The sequence below is a fragment of the Achromobacter sp. genome (genome assembly GCF_050285585.1).
In the GTDB taxonomy this organism is placed as follows: Bacteria; Pseudomonadota; Gammaproteobacteria; order Burkholderiales; family Burkholderiaceae_B; genus Achromobacter.
In genome coordinates this window covers 32,427-47,780 of record NZ_JBLZXF010000020.1, presented here as the reverse complement: position 1 = coordinate 47,780, position 15,354 = coordinate 32,427, and the positions used below count along the sequence as shown (strand labels likewise).

The following is a 15,354-nucleotide window of genomic DNA, read 5'->3' as shown; positions in this document are numbered from 1 at the left end:
GCCCCGGCATGTCTGTCACCCGACCCGCCTGCCCGCTCCATGCCGGCGGACCCGGCCCCCCGCGAGGCCAGGCACAGGGTCGCCGTTTTTCCGTTTTGATCATGAACACTAAGAAGCTGACGCGTTATATCGGCATCGCCATGGTGCTGGGCATCGTGGTGGGCTATTTCTGCCACAAGTACGCGCAGAACGAACAGGAGGCGGCGCATATCGCCTCGTACTTCAGCCTCCTCACCGACATCTTCCTGCGCATGATCAAGATGATCATCGCGCCGCTGGTCTTCGCCACCCTGGTGACCGGCCTGGCGAGCATGAGCGACGCCAGCGCGGTGGGCCGCATCGGCATGCGGGCGATGATCTGGTTCATCGCCGCCTCGGCCATTTCGCTGCTGCTGGGCCTGGCGCTGGTCAACATTTTCCAGCCGGGCGCGCACATGAACATGACGCTGCCGGACGTCGGCGCGTCCTCCGGCCTGAAGACGGGCGATTTCACGCTGAAGGCCTTCATCACGCACGTGTTCCCCCGGAGCATCGCGGAGGCCATGTCCGACAACGAGATCCTGCAGATCCTGGTGTTCTCGCTATTCTTCGGCGCCGCGCTGTCGTTCATCCGCGGCAAGGGCCACAACACGCTCTACAACATGATCGACGAACTCGCCAAGATCATGTTCCGGGTGACCGATTACGTCATGCGCTTCGCGCCGATCGGCGTGTTCGCCGCCATGGCCGCCGCGATCACGACCGAGGGGCTGGGCGTGCTGGTCAGCTACGGTAAGCTGATCGGCGAGTTCTACCTGGGCCTGGCGCTGCTGTGGGCGGTCCTGTTCACGGTCGGGTACCTGTTCCTGGGCAAATCCACCTTCCGCCTGGGCGGCCTGATCAAGGAGCCCACGCTGCTCGCCTTCTCGACGGCCAGCAGCGAATCCGCCTATCCCAAGACGATCGAGGCGCTCACGCGCTTCGGCGTGCCCAAGCGCATCTCGGGCTTCGTCCTGCCCCTGGGCTATTCCTTCAATCTGGACGGCTCGATGATGTACCAGTCCTTCGCGGTGCTGTTCATCGCCCAGGCCTACAACATCCAGATGAGCCTCACGCAGCAGCTGACGCTGCTGCTGGTGCTGATGGTGACCAGCAAGGGCATGGCCGGCGTGGCCCGCGCCTCGCTGGTCGTCGTGGCGGCGACGCTGCCGATGTTCCATCTGCCAGAAGGCGGCCTGCTGCTGATCATGGGCATCGACCAGTTCTTCGACATGGGCCGCACGGCCACCAACGTCGTGGGCAACAGTCTGGCCACCGCCGTCATCTCGAAGCTGGAAGGCGAACAGGAAACTCCCGCCGACGAGCCGGTTGGCGATGCGCCGGACGAGGCCCCGGCGGGCCAGCCCGCCAACCAGCGCGCGTAAAAAAAACGGGCCGCCAGGCCCGTTTTCATGGGGGTGTTCCGCCTTGACCGGCGGAATCGCCGGGAGCAACATATAAGCCCTTTGCCCGACTTACCGGCGCGCCTCGCCAGCGCTCCGCGCGCCGCCCGCAAGCCATGATCTCCAAACGCCTGCGCCGCACCCTGGCGGCCATCGCACTGAGCGCCGCCGCGCCCGCCTCATACGCCTGGACACGCATTTCCTGCGACCTCGGCGGCACCGTGGCCAACCTGCCGATACAGCTGCGGCAATACCGCATCGACGGCACGGAAATCACCCAGCTCATGTTCAGGCTCAAGGTCCGCCACGCGGACATCCCCGACGGCGCCCGCGCCGATACCGATTGCACAGAGTTCATCGACCGCGAGATCGACGTGACGCTGGCCAATGCCGGCGCCGGAACGGTGCGCAAGGGCAAGCCCCTGAAGCTGCGGTACCGCTACGACGATTCGCTGGGCCAGGCCCAGGCCACCCGCTTCGAACTGGCCCGCTAGGGCCTGCCCCGGCGGACCGGGCCGGCCCGCGGGTCTGTTTGCGCTAGTCGTTCACCGAGCAGGACACCGGCGCGCCGTCTTCGAACTCCACGTCGTACGTGTGCACCGGGTCCCAGGGCAGCGTGAACCACAGTTCATAGCCGTCGCCATCCTCGTCGAACAGCCACAAGGCGCGCAGCACGGCCTTTTCCGCCATGGCTTCGGCGGTTTCCTCCTGCAGCAGCTGGCTGTCGTCCAGGCCGAGCTTCTTGTAGTGCTCGTAGGAATAGTTGTCGAGCAGGAAATCCGCGGCGGCGAGGATCTGCTCGTCAAGGTTGTCGATGATCGCCTTGACCACCTTGGAAGCGCCGCTGCCCGGCTCCTCGCCGTCGGTCTGGACCATGACGTGGATGGGAGGACGCCCCTCGCCGGCGGCGACGTTTTCGGCCGCCCACAGATCGGGTTCCTCGGGATCCTGGGTGAAATTGATTCGTGCCATTGCGCGCTCCGGGAAAAGGGGCGCCGCCCGCGGGAAATCGCGGCAGCGCTCTTGCCGCCATTTAACCAGATGCGCGGCGCGCCGTCCGCGCATGGCCGGGATATTTCAGACGCGCTCCAGCGGCAGGTGCGGCAAGGCGGGCAGCGCGACGCGGATGGAATCGCCCGCCCTCACCTCGCCTCCCTCGATCACGATGCCCATGACGCCCGCCCGGCGCATCAGGCTGCCGTCCGGGTGGCGGCCCAGCACGGCGGCGGTCAGGCCCTTCTGATAGTTGTCCAACTGTGCGCAGGGATTGCGCAGCCCGGTGATCTCCACGACCGCGCCCGCGCCGATGTACAGCCGCGCGCCCCGCGGCAAGCCCAGCAGGTCGATGCCGCGGGTCGTGATGTTCTCGCCCATCGTGCCTTCCGCCACGTTGAAGCCGGCGAGCTGGAGTTCGTCGTGCAGCTCGCCCTGGATCAGGTGCACCTGCCGCAGATTGGGCTGCGTCGGATCCGCCTTGACGCGGGAGCGGTGCTTGACGGTCACGCCGAGGTGGGCGTCGCCCTCCACGCCCAGCCCCCCCAGCAACGTGATCGCGGGCACGACCGGCTTGCTGAATGAATGGGCCGCGCTGCGCGCCACTGCGGTCACGATGGGACTCATCACGCTTCTCCAGGAATCGCCTCAGGCCGCCAGGCCCTGCGGCTCGGCCGCCCGGGCCTCGGCCAGACGCAAGGGCGCGTAGTGTGTCGAGAATACCAGGCGACCCGCCGACCAGGTGTGGCTGATCAGGGGCTGGCCGCCCACCTGCGCCACCGCCACCAGATCCGCGCGCATCCCCGGCGCGATGCGGCCGCGGTCCGACAGGCCGCAAGCCAGTGCCGGGTTCAAGGTGACCAGCGCGGCCGCCTGCGACAGCGTCAGGTCGGTCTGCGCCTCCACCGCGAAGGCGGCGGCGATCAGTGTGGATGGCTGGTAGTCCGAGCAAAGGCAGCTCGCCACGCCCGCCCGGACGGCATCGATCGCTCGCATGGAGCCGCTCTGGCTCTGGCCGCGCAGCACGTTGGGCGCGCCCAGGATGGTGGGCAGGCCGCAGGACACGGCGGCGCGCGCGGTATCCAGCGTGATGGGGAACTCGCTCATCGCCACGCCCAGGTTGCGCATGGTGGCGATGCGGTGGATCGAATCGTCGTCATGGCTGGCCGTCGGGATGCCCAGCCCCTGGGCGTGGGACAGCAGCGCCTCCACCCGCGCCACCGCGCCGTCCTTCGCGCGGGTCTTGGCCTCCGCGGCTTCCTCGGCCTGCTCGCGACTCATCGCATGGTTGCCCATCATGTATTGCAGATAGGATTCCAGGGTCTTGAACTGCCCCTGGCCCGGCGAATGGTCCATCACGGACAGCAGGTCCACCGCGCCCTCGTCCATCAAGGCGCGCAGCACGTCCACGGACGTGGCGTCGGTGACCTCATAGCGGCAGTGCACGCGGTTGTCGACCAGACTGTGCCGGCGGAACGCGCGCACCGTGCGCACCACTTCCGCCGCCGTCTGGTTGTTGCGCACGCCCCACTCGCTATTGGCGAACGAGAGCGCGTGATAGGGCGTGGTGATGCCCGCCGCGGCATTGCGGCGGTCCACCTGCGCCACGGCGAAGTCCAGCGGAAAGAGCACGCGGGAGCGTGGCTCGGCCTCTTTCTCGATCGCATCGCAATGCAGGTCGATCAGGCCCGGCATCAGGGTCTGGCCGCCGAGATCGATTTCGCGGTCGGCGCGCGCGCCGGCCGGCTCGATCGCCACGATGCGGCCGTCGTCGATCAGCACGGCGCTGTCCTCCAGGACGCGATCGGGCATCACCACGCGGGCATGGGTCAGGTAGGTGCTATGCATCGTCAGGCCTCCATATCGGCGGCGACCGCCAGCGCGGGGCGCAGCGTGAGGATCTGGGTGGCGACGGCGTCGCGCACCTCCTCGTCGTGGAAGATCCCCAGCAGGCACCGCCCCTGGGCGCGGGCCTCGTGGATCAGCTCGATCACCACCTTGCGGTTGTCGGCATCCAGGGACGCGGTGGGCTCGTCCAGCAGCAGGATGGGATGGCGGGCGATGAAGCCGCGCGCGATGTTCACGCGCTGCTGTTCGCCGCCCGAGAAGGTGGCCGGGGCCAGGCCCCAGAGGCGGGCCGGCACGTTCAGGCGCTGCAGCAGCGCGGCGGCCCGCGCCCGGGCTTCCTCGGCATCCATGCCGCAGGCCCGCAGCGGCTCCGCCACCACGTCCAGCGCCGCCACGCGCGGGATCACCCTCAGGAACTGGCTGACATAGCCGATCACGTCCCGCCGCAACGCCAGGATGCGTTGCTCGGACGCGCCCACCAGCTCGGCCCATCCATCCCCGGCGCGCACGCGGATGCTGCCCTCGGTCGCCAGATAATTGCCGTAGAGGCAGCGCAGCAGCGTGCTCTTGCCGGTGCCGGACGGCCCCGCCAGCACCAGGCAGTCGCCGGCCGAGGCGTCGAAGTCGACCGCCTCCAGCACCGGCAGCCGCATTCCGCCCTGGTTATGCAGGGTGAACATCTTTCCGAGGCCCCGCGCCTCGATCATGGGAGTCGTTGCGCGCATGGTCAGCTCTGCAAAATGGAAGACACCAGCAATTGGGTGTAGGGATGCTGCGGATCGTCGAGGATCTGGTCGGTCAGCCCGCTTTCCACGACTTCGCCGCCGCGCATGACCAGGGTCCGGTGCGCCAGCAGACGCGCCACGGCCAGGTCGTGGGTGACGACGATGGCGGCCAGGCCCAGGTCGGTCACCAGCTGACGCAGCAGGTCCAGCAGGCGCGCCTGCACCGATACGTCGAGCGACGCCGTGGGCTCGTCCATGAACACCAGGCGGGGGTGCGTCACCAGGTTGCGGGCGATCTGCAGGCGCTGCTGCATGCCGCCCGAGAAAGACACGGGCGTATCGTCCAGGCGGCCGGCATCGATCTCCATCTTCTGCAGCCAGTTCCCGGCCACCCGGCGCAGGTCGCCGTAATGACGGTCCCCGACCGCCATGAGGCGTTCCGCGATGTTGGCTCCCGCGCTGACCTGCATGCGCAGCCCGTCCCGGGCGTTCTGCCGCACGAAGCCCCAATCGGTGCGCGACAGCAGGCGCAGGCGCGCGCCCTGCAGCGCCGCCAGGTCCGTGAAGCCCTGGTCCCGCGTGTCGTACCAGACGCTGCCCGCGTCCGGCCGCGTCTGGTACGACGCCGCCGACAGCAGCGTGCTCTTGCCGGAGCCGGACTCGCCGACCACGCATAGCACTTCGCCGGGATAGAGGTCGAAACTGACGTTGCGGCAGCCATGCACGCCGTCCCAGGTGCGCGTCATGTTCCGCACGGAAAGCAAAGGTTGGGCGTTCATGCTGCGGCCTCGTTCGGGGATTGGCCGGGACGCTGCCGCGCCTGGCGATCGTTGCAGTATTCGGTGTCCGAGCAGACATAGCGGCGCGTGCCTGCATCGTCCAGGATGATTTCATCCAGGTAGCTTTCGCGCGAGCCGCACAGATCGCAGCACTCGGACCAGGTTTCCACACGGAAGGGATGGTCCTCGAAATCCAGGCTCTTCACGCGGGTGTAGGGCGGCACCGCGTAGACGCGCTTCTCGCGGCCCGCCCCGAACAGCATCAGCGCGGGGCTGCCGTCCAGCTTGGGATTGTCGAACTTCGGAATCGGCGAGGGCCGCATCATGTAGCGGTCGTTCACGATGACGGGATAGTCGTACGTGGTGGCGATGTGGCCGTGCTGCGCGATGTCTTCGTACAGTTTGACGTGCATGCCGCCGTATTCGGCCAGCGCGTGCATGGTGCGCGTTTCGGTTTCGCTGGGTTCGAGCCAGCGCAGCGGTTCCGGTATGGGCACCTGGAACACCATGACCTGCCCCTCCGAAAGCGGCGTTTCGGGCACGCGGTGGCGCGTCTGCACGATGGTGGCCGCGCGCGTGGATTCCGTCGTCGTCACGCCGGTGACGCGGCCGAAGAAGCGACGGATGTTGATGGCGTTGGTGGTGTCGTCGGAGCCCTGGTCGATCACCTTGAGCACGTCGTCGCGCCCGATGATGGAGGCGGTGACCTGGATCCCGCCCGTGCCCCAGCCGTAGGGCAGCGGCATTTCGCGGCTGCCGAACGGCACCTGGTAGCCGGGAATGGCCACCGCCTTGAGCAGTGCCCGGCGCAGCATGCGCTTGGTGGATTCGTCCAGGTAGGCGAAGTTGTAGTGGTCGTCGCGTTCGACCGTTGCGCGTTGCGTCGTCATGGGGAGACCGCCTCGTCCATCAGTTCGTTACGGGCCGCTTCGGGCGCGCGCTCGGCGCGCATGCGGCGCAGCAGTTCCAGGTTGGCCTGGAAGTCCACGTAATGCGGCAGCTTCAAGTGCTGCACGAAGCCCGACGCCTCGACGTTGTCGCTGTGGTAGAGCACGAACTCGTGGTCGTTGGCCGGGGAGTCGGCGCGTTCGCCCAATTCGCCCGCCTTCAGGGCGCGGTCCACCAGCGCCATCGACATGGACTTGCGTTCGCCATAGCCGAACGTCAGCCCGTAGCCACGGGTGAACTTCGGCCCTTCCTCTGCGTTGCCCGCGAACTGGCTCACCATCTGGCATTCGGTAACCTCGATCTCACCCACGGTGACGGCGAAGCCCAGTTCCTCGATGTGCATCTCCACTTCCAGCGAACCGTAGCGGATCTCGGCCGCGAAGGGGTGCGTGTTGCCGTAGCCGCGCTGCGTGGAATATCCCATCGACAGCAGAAAGCCCTCATCGGCGCGCGCGAGGTTCTGCAGGCGGGCCGCGCGCGAGGCGGGAAAGTCCAGCGGCTGGCGGGTCAGGTCGAAAGGTTCGGGATCGCCTTCCGGCACCGGCTCGGCGTCGATCAAGTCGTCTTGCGCCAGCAGATCCGTCACGCGCGGCATGGCGCTGTCCAGCGCCTCCTCGCCGGCGGGCAGCGCGTCGGCCTCGCGCTGCGCCAGCAACGAAAAGTCCAGCAGGCGCTGGGTGTAATCGTAGGTCGGGCCCAGGATCTGACCGCCGGGCACGTCCTTGAACGTGGACGAGATCCGGCGCCGCAGGCGCATGCGGCCCGTGTCGATCGGCTGCGTATAGCCGTAGCGCGACAAGGTCGTGCGATAGGCGCGCAGCAGGAACACGGCCTCGATCACATCGCCCGCCGCCTGCTTGAGGGCAAGCGCCGCCAGCTGCGGGTCGTAGAGCGAGCCTTCGGCCATGACGCGGGACACGGCCAGCGGCATCTGTTCGCGGATCTGGTCCAGACTCAGTTCGGGGACGTCGCGGTCGCCGCGCCGGTAGTCGTCCAGCATGCGGTAGGAATTGAGGATGGCGCGCTCGCCCCCTTTTACGGCTACGTACATATCAGCTCTCCAGTCGCGCGCTGCGCGGCAGCCCGCAAATCCGCCGGCCGTGCGTCAGGAAGACGTCGACGCCCAGCGGGAACCGTTGGTGATTGATGCGCCATTCGCGCCAGAAGCCCGCCGGCAGCCCGGCCGCGGCCAGGGTCTGCCGCGTCTGAATGCCCGGACCGCTAAGGACGGCCTCGGGCCCCGATTCCAGGGACTCGACCTCGATCAGCAGGGTGGTCGATTGATCCGGATAGGCGGGATCGCCCGGGTGGCAGGACGCGAGCGCGGGCGCGGCGAAGCCGGCGGGCACTGCCGCGTAGCGGGCCAGCGAAGGGGAAGGCACGATGGGGCAGCCGCAGTGAAAGCGCAGGAACGCGAGCGCATCCGCGCTCACGCCGTCGGGCAGCCACAGCGGCGTGTCCACGTCCGCCAGCGTCAGCAACAAGGCGGTCATGGCCGGCGACAGGCCTGCCGGCACGCCGCTGCCGGCCGTTATCTCGTATACGCGCCCCGGATGGGCCAGCGCATTCAGCGCAGCCCGGAACGTGGCCTGCGCGTCGTCGACCGGATCCGCGAAGCCGGGAAGCAGCGTCCGGCCCGATGCCGCGGCCGCCATGATTAACGGTTCCATATCAGTCCTCGCCTCGCACCATCGTGAAGAACTCCACCTTGGTCTGCGCCGCCACGCGGGCCTGGCGCTCGATCTTTTCGGCGTGCTGGCGCGCCAGCGGCTCGATAAGCCGGGCCTGCACCGTTTCATGCCACTCGGGCAGCTGCAGCAAGGCGTCGGCCACGGCGGCCTGTTCCGCGTGGCGCAGCGAGCGGCCCTGCACATACGCCACGCCGACCACGCCCTCGCCCATCGTCACCGCGCAACGTGTCACGGTCATTTCGCCCAGATTGAACCGGGCGCCGGTGCCGCCGCTGCGGGCTCGCACCATGGCCATGCCGGTCTGGGCCGGCCGCAACGTCTGGTGCGCGGGAACGCCGGTCAATGCGCAGAACGCGCCGTCCAGCTCGCCGGGGTCCGCCAGCGACAACACGCGCATCCAGGCCGCGCGCCGGGCGTCGGGCGCATCCCGTCCTGCCTGTGGGTGATCCATTCTTTTCCTCTAAACGTCTAGACGACCGGATGGAGTATGATCGCTTCGAAATGCAAGTTCAACAGTCTGGCGTGAATTTTTGATGACAGCCGCGGGCGTCTTTCCGGCGGCCGCGGCATCGGGCACAATCGGGGCCATTCTTGACGAGCGGATATGACAGCACGAGCGCACCCCATGGTTGAAAGAGGTTCAGGAATCGCCGTCTGGCGGCAAATCGGCGAATCGCTGGCGGACGACATCCGCAACAAGCTCTACGCGGCGGGAGAACAGCTGCCGTCCGAACCCGAGCTTGCCGCCAAGTTCTCGGTCAACCGCCACACGATACGGCGCGCCATGGGCGAGCTCGAACAAAGCGGCCTGGTCAGGATCGAACAGGGCCGCGGCACATTCGTCCAGGAACACGCCATCGACTACGCCATCGGCAAGCGCACGCGCTTTTCCGAGAACCTGCGCAGCCAGGGCATGCTGGGCCACCAGGAGGTGCTGGGCAGCCAGTCGCTGCGCGCGGCCGAAATCGCCAAGCACCTGGGGCTGGCCCGCGGCGCGGCCCTGCTGCGCGTGCAAATCGTCGGCAAGGCCGAGAACCGCCCCATCAGCGCCTCGGAGCACTACTTCGACGAAAAGCGCTTCCCCGATTTCGCGGAACGGCTGGCCGCCATGCGCTCCATCTCCAAGGTCTACGCGCACTACGGCATCGGCGACTACACGCGCAAGTGGTCGCGCATCACGGCCGTCCTGCCCTCGCCCGAAATCGCCCGCATGCTGGGCCAGCCCAAGACCCGCCCCATCCTCCAGGTCGAAGCGCTGAACGTGGACCAGGACGGCGCCCCCCTGCAATACAGCATCGCCCGCTTCGTCGGCGATCTGGTGCAGCTCATGGTGACGGACGAAAGCTAAGCGGAAAACGCAACGCCGCCCGCGCGGCCTGGCGCGGCGGCGTTGCAAAAGCGCCGCAAGCCTCGCCAACTCATCTAGACATCTGGTTGTAATCCAATCCCGCTACCGTCGCAGCATGAACATACGCACGCAAGCCCCCTCGCCCCTGGCCGGTGTCACAGGCCAGCGCATCCTGACGCCGCGCGGCGTCCAACATGCCAGCCTGCGCTTCCATGGAGGGCGGATCGACGACCCCGCCGCCGCCTCGGCGCGGGGCGCATCGTGGTTCGACGCCGGAGACCTGCTGGTGCTTCCCGGCATCGTGGACTTGCACGGCGACGCCTTCGAACGCGCCATCATGCCCCGGCCCAGCGTGACCTTCCCCTACGAGGGCGCCCTGTTCGACGTGGACCGCCAGTTGCTGGCCAACGGCATCACCACGGAATTCCACGGCGTCACGCTGTCCTGGGAGGGCGGGCTGCGCGGCGAGGGCTACGCCGAACGCATGTTCGACTCCCTGGAGAGAATGCGCCCCATCATGGGCGCGCGGCACTATGTGCACCTGCGCTTCGAGACGCACCACGTCGGCGGCCTGGACATCGCCCAGCAATGGATACGCAGCGGGCGCGTCCGCTTCCTGGCCCTCAACGACCACCTGCCCAGCATGGCGCGCCGCCTGGGCGACGACCGCAAGCTCATGCAGTACGCCCACCGCGCGGAATGCGATCTGGACGTCTTCCAGGACCGCATCCGCGCCGCCATGGCCGCGGCGGATTCCGTGGCCGACGCCATGCGCGAGCTGACCGCCTGCGCCCGCGATGCCGGCCTGCGGGTGGCATCGCATGACGATCCGGACGCGGCCACGCGCCGCTACTACCACCAGCTGGGTTGCGGCGTGGCGGAATTCCCGCTGACCCGCGATGCCGCCGGCGTTGCGCGCGACCTGGGAAATTCCGTCGTGTTCGGCGCGCCCAACGTCGTGCGCGGCGGCAGCCACACCGGCGCCCCCAGCGCCACGGAGATGGTCCGCGCAGGCCTGTGCGACGTCCTGACCTCCGACTACTACTACCCCGCCCCGCTCAGCGCGGCCCTGAAGCTGGCCGCCGACGGCGTGCTGCCGCTGGCGCAGGCATGGGAGCTGGTGTCGCTGAATCCCGCGCGCGCCGCCGGCCTCGATGATCGCGGCGCCCTGGCGCCGGGCCTGATCGCCGATGCGATCGTGGTGGACGACCAGGTGCCGGGGCTGCCCCGGGTATGCGCGGCCATCGTCGGCGGCGAATTGCGTTACGCCAGCCGGGCCTTCGGCGACGGCCACGACCAGCTCATGGCGGCCTGACCATGGCGCTTGCCCACCGTTACGCCCTGTACCTGGCGCCCACCGGCCCCTGGCTCGAACACGGCAGCCGCTGGCTGGGCCGCTGCGCGGAGACCGGCCAGATGCTGGCCCCGCTGCCCGGCCAGGCCGAATACCCGCGAGAATGGACGCAGGCGCCCCGCCACTACGGCCTGCATGCGACCCTGAAGCCGCCGTTCCGCCTGCGCCCCGGCGCTCGCCCCCAGGACGTGGACGCGGCCGCGCGCCGGCTGGCCGCGGGCGGCCGCCCGTTCACCCTGGCGCTGGAATGCGAGCCGCTGCGCGGCTTCCTGGCGTGGCGCATCGCGGACGCCGACACGGCCGGCCGCGCACGCATCCAGGCCCTGGCCGACGCGGCCGTGCGCGACCTCGATCCCCTGCGCGCCCCGCCCACGCCCGAGGAAACCGCGCGCCGCCAGCCGCAATCGCTCACGCCCGAGCAGCAGGCCATGCTGGCGCGCTGGGGCTACCCCTATGTGTTCGACACGTACACGTTCCACATCACGCTGACGGGCAAGCTCGACGCCGAGGCCTTGGCGCGGGCGCGGGCCGGCATCGCGGCCTTCGCCGATCCGCTGCGCGGACGGGCGATGGAGGTCCCGGGCGTCAGCGTCTATGTGCAGGCGGCGCCGGGCGCCGACTTCGTCGCGGCGCGGCACTACCGTTTCGACGGCGCGTGCGTGGACGCCGCCGGCGCCGCCTGCCTGCAAGGGCCTGCCGCCGCATGAACGCCTACGCACCCGCCGGCGGCGCGCGCCTCATCTATCTGATGGGCGCCTCGGGCAGCGGCAAGGACACGTTGCTGCGCCTGCTGCGCGCCCATCTGCGCGGCGACGAACCCGTGCTGGTGGCGCACCGCTACATTACCCGCGACAGCGGCGACAGCGAAGACGCGCTGCGCCTCACCGATGAGGAATTCGGCCGCCGCGCCGCGCTGGGCTGTTTCGCGCTGCGCTGGAGCAGCCATGGCCTGCACTATGGCATCGGCATCGAGATAGACGCCTGGCTCTCCTGCGGCGCGGCGGTCATCATCAACGGATCGCGCGCGCACCTGGAACAGGCCCACGCCCGCTATCCGGAGCTGACCGCGGTAGAGATCACTGTCGCCCCCGCCCTGCTCGCCCGCCGGCTGGCGGGGCGCGGCCGCGAAAACGCGGAACAGATCGCGCAACGGCTGTCGCGCGCGACACAGGCCTTCCCGGTGCCGCAACGCTGCCGGCTGCTGCGGGTCAGCAACGACGCCGCGCCTGAAACCGCGGCAGCGGCGTTGCTGGACATCGCGCGCGCAAAACTCGCCGCCTAGGGCCTGTTCAATCGGATCCGGCCGCGCGGCCGCCCCAAGGCGAGGCCGCGTCGCCGCAGAGGTCCAGCAGGATGTCGGAGAAATACGCCTCGGCCGCGAGCGGCTGCTCGCGCTTGCGCCGGATCAGGTTGATCGGCGGCAGCTCCCAGCCGAAGTCCCAGGGCACCATCCCCAATTTGCCCCGCTGGCACAACTCCCGCGCGATTTCTTCGGGCACCACGGAGACGAAGGTCTCGTTCATGGTCAGCATTCCTTCGATCACGTCCGTCGAGTAGGCCTCCAGCACGGGAGATGGCGGGCTGAGCGCTTCGCGGATGAAATGCTCCGCGATCAGCTGCCGCGTGGGGGTATTGGCCGCCGGCAGCACCCAATCCATCGCCGCCACCGCCGCCCAGTCCGGCCGGCGCCTCGCCAGCCGCTGGGCCAGCCTGCCGTGCGCGATCAGCCGCGGCCGCTGGCGGTACAGCGCGCGGTGGATGAGATCCTCTTGCGCCGCCATCGGCGTGGCGCGGCTGATGATGCAGTCCAGTTCGTGCTGGCGCAGCATGGGAACGAGATGATCGGTCGTGGCGCGGTGCAGGCTCAGCGTCACCCCATGGCGCTGGTGCAGGCGGCTGATCGCCGCCGTCAGCAAGGCGCTGGACACGTACGGCACCACGCCCACGTGCAGGTGCGCCGAACGGCCGGCATGCAGGGCCTCGACTTCCCGAGCCCACAGATCCAGGTCGCTCAGCATATGGCGCGCGCGCACCAGGGCCAGGCTGCCCAGGGAAGTGGGCTGCAGGCCGCGCCCCGTGCGCATGAACAGCGGGGCCCCGAATATGTCCTCGAGCTCGGCCAGGGCCTTCGTGACCGCCGGCTGGCTGATGCCCGTGGCGGCGGCCACGCGCGTCAGCGATCCGTGCCTGGCGATGTTGAGCAGCAGCGCAAGGTGACGATGCTTCAAGCGATTGGCGAGGCGGGCCGCATCCCAGTTCACGAACTTCCCCATAACCAGTTGGTTATTGAATTATGCCAACAAACATAAAACCAGTTATTTCACGACCCTATACTGCAGGCATCCCCCTGCCCGATATCGCACTATGAGCCCCTCCTTCACCACCCGTCCCGAAATACGCGGCACGTTCGGCGTGGTTTCCTCCACCCACTGGCTCGCCTCGCAAGTCGCCATGAGCGTGCTGGAACGCGGCGGCAATGCCTATGACGCGGCCGTGGCCGGCGGATTCACCCTGCAGATCGTGGAGCCCCACCTGAACGGCCCCGGCGGCGAAGTGCCCATCCTGTTCTGGAGCGAACGCGAGCGGCGCATGCGTGCCCTCTGCGGCCAGGGCCCCGCGCCGGCGCTGGCCACGCCGGCCTATTTCCGCGGCCTGGGCCTGGACCTGGTGCCCGGCATCGGCCTGTTGCCCGCCACCGTGCCCGGCGCCTTCGGCGCCTGGCTGACCCTGTTGCGGGACTATGGCACCTGGGAGCTGTCCGACGTGCTGCGCCCCGCCATCGACTATGCGCGCAATGGCTTTCCGCTGGTGCCGCGCATCTCCCAGGCCATTCTTGCCGTGCAGGCGCTATTCCGCGACGAATGGACCAGTTCGCGCGATGTCTGGCTGCCCGGCGGCCGGGTGCCGGCCCCCGACACGCTGTTCCGCACGCCCGCGATCGCGGCCACCTATACCCGCCTGCTGGACGAAGCCCACGCCGCCAGCGCCGACCGCCGCGGCCGCATCGAAGCCGCGCTGGACGCCTGGTACCGCGGCTTCGTCGCCGACGAAATCGATGCCTACTACAGCGGTGAAGCGGTGCGCGACACCACTGGCCAGCGCAACCGCGGCCTGCTGCGCAAATCGGACCTGGCGGACTGGCGCGCCACCTACGACGATCCCCTCACCGTGGATTATGGCCGCTATACCGTGGCCAAATGCGGCGTCTGGTCGCAGGGCCCCGTCCATCTGCAACAGCTGGCCATGCTGCGCCACCTTGGCCTGGACGGGCTGGACCCGTTGTCCCCGGCGTTCGTGCACCGCGTCGCCGAAGCGGCCAAGCTGGCCTTCGCCGATCGCTGCGCCTGGTACGGCGACCCCGCCTTCGTGCAGGTGCCGCTGGCGGAATTGCTGAGCGACGCCTACGCCCGCTCGCGCGCGGCCGGCATCGGCGAACACGCCTCCCGCCTGCTGCAACCGGGCAACCCCGGCGGCCGGGCTCCGCGGCTGCCGGATCTGGACGCCGCGGTCCGTACCCTGGCGGCTTCCGACACCCGCTTCGGCGTGGGCGAGCCGACCTTCGCGGCGCTGCCGCCCGTCTCGGAATGGGCCGCGCGCGAACTGTTCGTGGGCGACACCTGCCAGATCGACGTCATCGACCGCGACGGCAACATGGTGGCCGCCACGCCGTCGGGCGGCTGGCTGTCGTCCAGCCCCGTCGTGCCGGGACTTGGCTTCCCCCTCACCACCCGCCTGCAGATGACCTGGCTGGACGACGGCGTGCCGGGGCAGCTGCAGCCCGGCAAGCGGCCGTGCACCACGCTGTCTCCGGGCCTGGCGTTGCGGGACGGCCAGCCTTACATGGCCTTCGGCACGCCCGGCGGCGACCAGCAGGATCAGTGGACGGTAGCGTTCTTCCTGCGCCACGCGATGGGCATGAACCTGCAGGAAGCCATAGACGCGCCCTCCTGGCACATCGATCACTTCCCGGGATCGTTCTGGCCGCGCGCGCAGACGCTGAACCGGCTGACCGTGGAATCGCGCATGCCCGCCGCCACGCTGGAGGCGCTCCGCGCCGCCGGCCATGAGGTCAAGGTGGGGCCCGACTGGTCGGAAGGCCGCATCAGCGCCTGCACCCGCGAACCCGCGGCCGGCGGCGGCCTGTTGCTGCGCGCCGGCGCCAATCCCCGCGGCATGCAAGGGTATGCCGTCGGCCGATAAATCCGTTTCGTTCCAGCCGGCGCACAGACTGGCATTTGCACAAGGGG

General features: G+C 69.0%; 17 protein-coding genes. 7 read left to right on the top strand and 10 right to left on the bottom strand.

Annotated features, from left to right (window positions below; translation table 11 throughout):
• The first annotated feature begins 101 nt into the window (after nt 1-101).
• Nucleotides 102-1,403 carry a dicarboxylate/amino acid:cation symporter gene (locus ACN6PJ_RS21930; protein ID WP_427997920.1) on the top strand — a complete coding sequence of 434 codons (1,302 nt, stop codon included), beginning with the start codon at nt 102-104 and terminating at the stop codon, nt 1,401-1,403.
• A gap of 134 nt (nt 1,404-1,537) precedes the next feature.
• The gene (locus ACN6PJ_RS21925) at nt 1,538-1,915 is read left to right on the top strand and encodes a hypothetical protein (protein ID WP_427997919.1); all 378 of its coding nucleotides are present in this window, start codon (nt 1,538-1,540) and stop codon (nt 1,913-1,915) included.
• A 43-nt stretch (nt 1,916-1,958) separates the two neighbouring features.
• Here ACN6PJ_RS21925 and ACN6PJ_RS21920 read toward each other — a convergent pair whose 3' ends face one another.
• From ACN6PJ_RS21920 to phnG, 9 genes are all read right to left on the bottom strand, one after another.
• The gene (locus ACN6PJ_RS21920) at nt 1,959-2,393 is read right to left on the bottom strand and encodes a hypothetical protein (protein WP_427997918.1); all 435 of its coding nucleotides are present in this window, start codon (nt 2,391-2,393) and stop codon (nt 1,959-1,961) included.
• Nucleotides 2,394-2,498: 105 nt separating this feature from the next.
• Nucleotides 2,499-3,041 (bottom strand): MOSC domain-containing protein, encoded by a 543-nt coding sequence (locus ACN6PJ_RS21915; protein ID WP_427997917.1) that lies wholly within the window; start codon nt 3,039-3,041, stop codon nt 2,499-2,501.
• Between the two features lie 21 nt (nt 3,042-3,062).
• Nucleotides 3,063-4,262 (bottom strand): alpha-D-ribose 1-methylphosphonate 5-triphosphate diphosphatase, encoded by a 1,200-nt coding sequence (locus tag ACN6PJ_RS21910; RefSeq protein ID WP_427997916.1) that lies wholly within the window; start codon nt 4,260-4,262, stop codon nt 3,063-3,065.
• A gap of 2 nt (nt 4,263-4,264) precedes the next feature.
• The gene (phnL, locus tag ACN6PJ_RS21905) at nt 4,265-4,987 is read right to left on the bottom strand and encodes a phosphonate C-P lyase system protein PhnL (protein ID WP_427997915.1); all 723 of its coding nucleotides are present in this window, start codon (nt 4,985-4,987) and stop codon (nt 4,265-4,267) included.
• A gap of 2 nt (nt 4,988-4,989) precedes the next feature.
• Nucleotides 4,990-5,766 carry a phosphonate C-P lyase system protein PhnK gene (gene phnK / locus ACN6PJ_RS21900; RefSeq protein ID WP_427997914.1) on the bottom strand — a complete coding sequence of 259 codons (777 nt, stop codon included), beginning with the start codon at nt 5,764-5,766 and terminating at the stop codon, nt 4,990-4,992.
• Entirely contained in the window at nt 5,763-6,656 is an 894-nt protein-coding gene (locus ACN6PJ_RS21895) for an alpha-D-ribose 1-methylphosphonate 5-phosphate C-P-lyase PhnJ (protein ID WP_427997913.1), read from the bottom strand. Before ACN6PJ_RS21895 ends, phnK begins: the two co-directional genes overlap by 4 nt.
• Nucleotides 6,653-7,765 (bottom strand): carbon-phosphorus lyase complex subunit PhnI, encoded by a 1,113-nt coding sequence (locus ACN6PJ_RS21890; protein WP_427997912.1) that lies wholly within the window; start codon nt 7,763-7,765, stop codon nt 6,653-6,655. The genes ACN6PJ_RS21895 and ACN6PJ_RS21890 overlap by 4 nt, the downstream gene beginning before the upstream one ends.
• Before the next feature lies 1 nt (nt 7,766).
• Nucleotides 7,767-8,384 carry a phosphonate C-P lyase system protein PhnH gene (phnH, locus tag ACN6PJ_RS21885; protein WP_427997911.1) on the bottom strand — a complete coding sequence of 206 codons (618 nt, stop codon included), beginning with the start codon at nt 8,382-8,384 and terminating at the stop codon, nt 7,767-7,769.
• A gap of 1 nt (nt 8,385) precedes the next feature.
• Nucleotides 8,386-8,856: a phosphonate C-P lyase system protein PhnG gene (gene phnG / locus ACN6PJ_RS21880; RefSeq protein WP_427997910.1), complete on the bottom strand. Its 471-nt coding sequence runs from the start codon at nt 8,854-8,856 to the stop codon at nt 8,386-8,388.
• Nucleotides 8,857-9,030: 174 nt separating this feature from the next.
• Between phnG and phnF the strand changes: the two genes are divergently transcribed.
• The 4 genes from phnF (at nt 9,031) to phnN (ending at nt 12,389) form a co-directional block, all read left to right on the top strand.
• Nucleotides 9,031-9,753 (top strand): phosphonate metabolism transcriptional regulator PhnF, encoded by a 723-nt coding sequence (gene phnF, locus ACN6PJ_RS21875; protein ID WP_427997909.1) that lies wholly within the window; start codon nt 9,031-9,033, stop codon nt 9,751-9,753.
• Nucleotides 9,754-9,868: 115 nt separating this feature from the next.
• Entirely contained in the window at nt 9,869-11,068 is a 1,200-nt protein-coding gene (locus tag ACN6PJ_RS21870; protein ID WP_427997908.1) for an alpha-D-ribose 1-methylphosphonate 5-triphosphate diphosphatase, read from the top strand.
• A 2-nt stretch (nt 11,069-11,070) separates the two neighbouring features.
• Nucleotides 11,071-11,814, top strand: a complete 744-nt coding sequence (locus ACN6PJ_RS21865; RefSeq protein ID WP_427997907.1) for a DUF1045 domain-containing protein — start codon at nt 11,071-11,073, stop codon at nt 11,812-11,814.
• Nucleotides 11,811-12,389 (top strand): phosphonate metabolism protein/1,5-bisphosphokinase (PRPP-forming) PhnN, encoded by a 579-nt coding sequence (phnN, locus tag ACN6PJ_RS21860; RefSeq protein ID WP_427997906.1) that lies wholly within the window; start codon nt 11,811-11,813, stop codon nt 12,387-12,389. The genes ACN6PJ_RS21865 and phnN overlap by 4 nt, the downstream gene beginning before the upstream one ends.
• Before the next feature lie 7 nt (nt 12,390-12,396).
• On the opposite strand, the gene ACN6PJ_RS21855 is transcribed toward phnN, so the two are convergent.
• A complete protein-coding gene (locus tag ACN6PJ_RS21855; protein WP_427997905.1) occupies nt 12,397-13,368 on the bottom strand; it encodes a LysR family transcriptional regulator in 972 nt (323 codons plus the stop codon).
• 103 nt (nt 13,369-13,471) lie between these two features.
• Between ACN6PJ_RS21855 and ACN6PJ_RS21850 the strand changes: the two genes are divergently transcribed.
• Nucleotides 13,472-15,307, top strand: a complete 1,836-nt coding sequence (locus ACN6PJ_RS21850; protein WP_427997904.1) for a gamma-glutamyltransferase family protein — start codon at nt 13,472-13,474, stop codon at nt 15,305-15,307.
• Nucleotides 15,308-15,354: the final 47 nt, after the last annotated feature.

Bases quoted from the DNA above. Each gene is read 5' to 3' on its own strand.
- ACN6PJ_RS21930 (WP_427997920.1), top strand. From the start codon at position 102: ATGAACACTAAGAAGCTGACGCGTTATATCGGCATCGCCATGGTGCTG.
- ACN6PJ_RS21925 (WP_427997919.1), top strand. From the start codon at position 1,538: ATGATCTCCAAACGCCTGCGCCGCACCCTGGCGGCCATCGCACTGAGC.
- ACN6PJ_RS21920 (WP_427997918.1), bottom strand. From the start codon at position 2,393: ATGGCACGAATCAATTTCACCCAGGATCCCGAGGAACCCGATCTGTGG.
- ACN6PJ_RS21915 (WP_427997917.1), bottom strand. From the start codon at position 3,041: ATGAGTCCCATCGTGACCGCAGTGGCGCGCAGCGCGGCCCATTCATTC.
- ACN6PJ_RS21910 (WP_427997916.1), bottom strand. From the start codon at position 4,262: ATGCATAGCACCTACCTGACCCATGCCCGCGTGGTGATGCCCGATCGC.
- phnL (WP_427997915.1), bottom strand. From the start codon at position 4,987: ATGCGCGCAACGACTCCCATGATCGAGGCGCGGGGCCTCGGAAAGATG.
- phnK (WP_427997914.1), bottom strand. From the start codon at position 5,766: ATGAACGCCCAACCTTTGCTTTCCGTGCGGAACATGACGCGCACCTGG.
- ACN6PJ_RS21895 (WP_427997913.1), bottom strand. From the start codon at position 6,656: ATGACGACGCAACGCGCAACGGTCGAACGCGACGACCACTACAACTTC.
- ACN6PJ_RS21890 (WP_427997912.1), bottom strand. From the start codon at position 7,765: ATGTACGTAGCCGTAAAAGGGGGCGAGCGCGCCATCCTCAATTCCTAC.
- phnH (WP_427997911.1), bottom strand. From the start codon at position 8,384: ATGGAACCGTTAATCATGGCGGCCGCGGCATCGGGCCGGACGCTGCTT.
- phnG (WP_427997910.1), bottom strand. From the start codon at position 8,856: ATGGATCACCCACAGGCAGGACGGGATGCGCCCGACGCCCGGCGCGCG.
- phnF (WP_427997909.1), top strand. From the start codon at position 9,031: ATGGTTGAAAGAGGTTCAGGAATCGCCGTCTGGCGGCAAATCGGCGAA.
- ACN6PJ_RS21870 (WP_427997908.1), top strand. From the start codon at position 9,869: ATGAACATACGCACGCAAGCCCCCTCGCCCCTGGCCGGTGTCACAGGC.
- ACN6PJ_RS21865 (WP_427997907.1), top strand. From the start codon at position 11,071: ATGGCGCTTGCCCACCGTTACGCCCTGTACCTGGCGCCCACCGGCCCC.
- phnN (WP_427997906.1), top strand. From the start codon at position 11,811: ATGAACGCCTACGCACCCGCCGGCGGCGCGCGCCTCATCTATCTGATG.
- ACN6PJ_RS21850 (WP_427997904.1), top strand. From the start codon at position 13,472: ATGAGCCCCTCCTTCACCACCCGTCCCGAAATACGCGGCACGTTCGGC.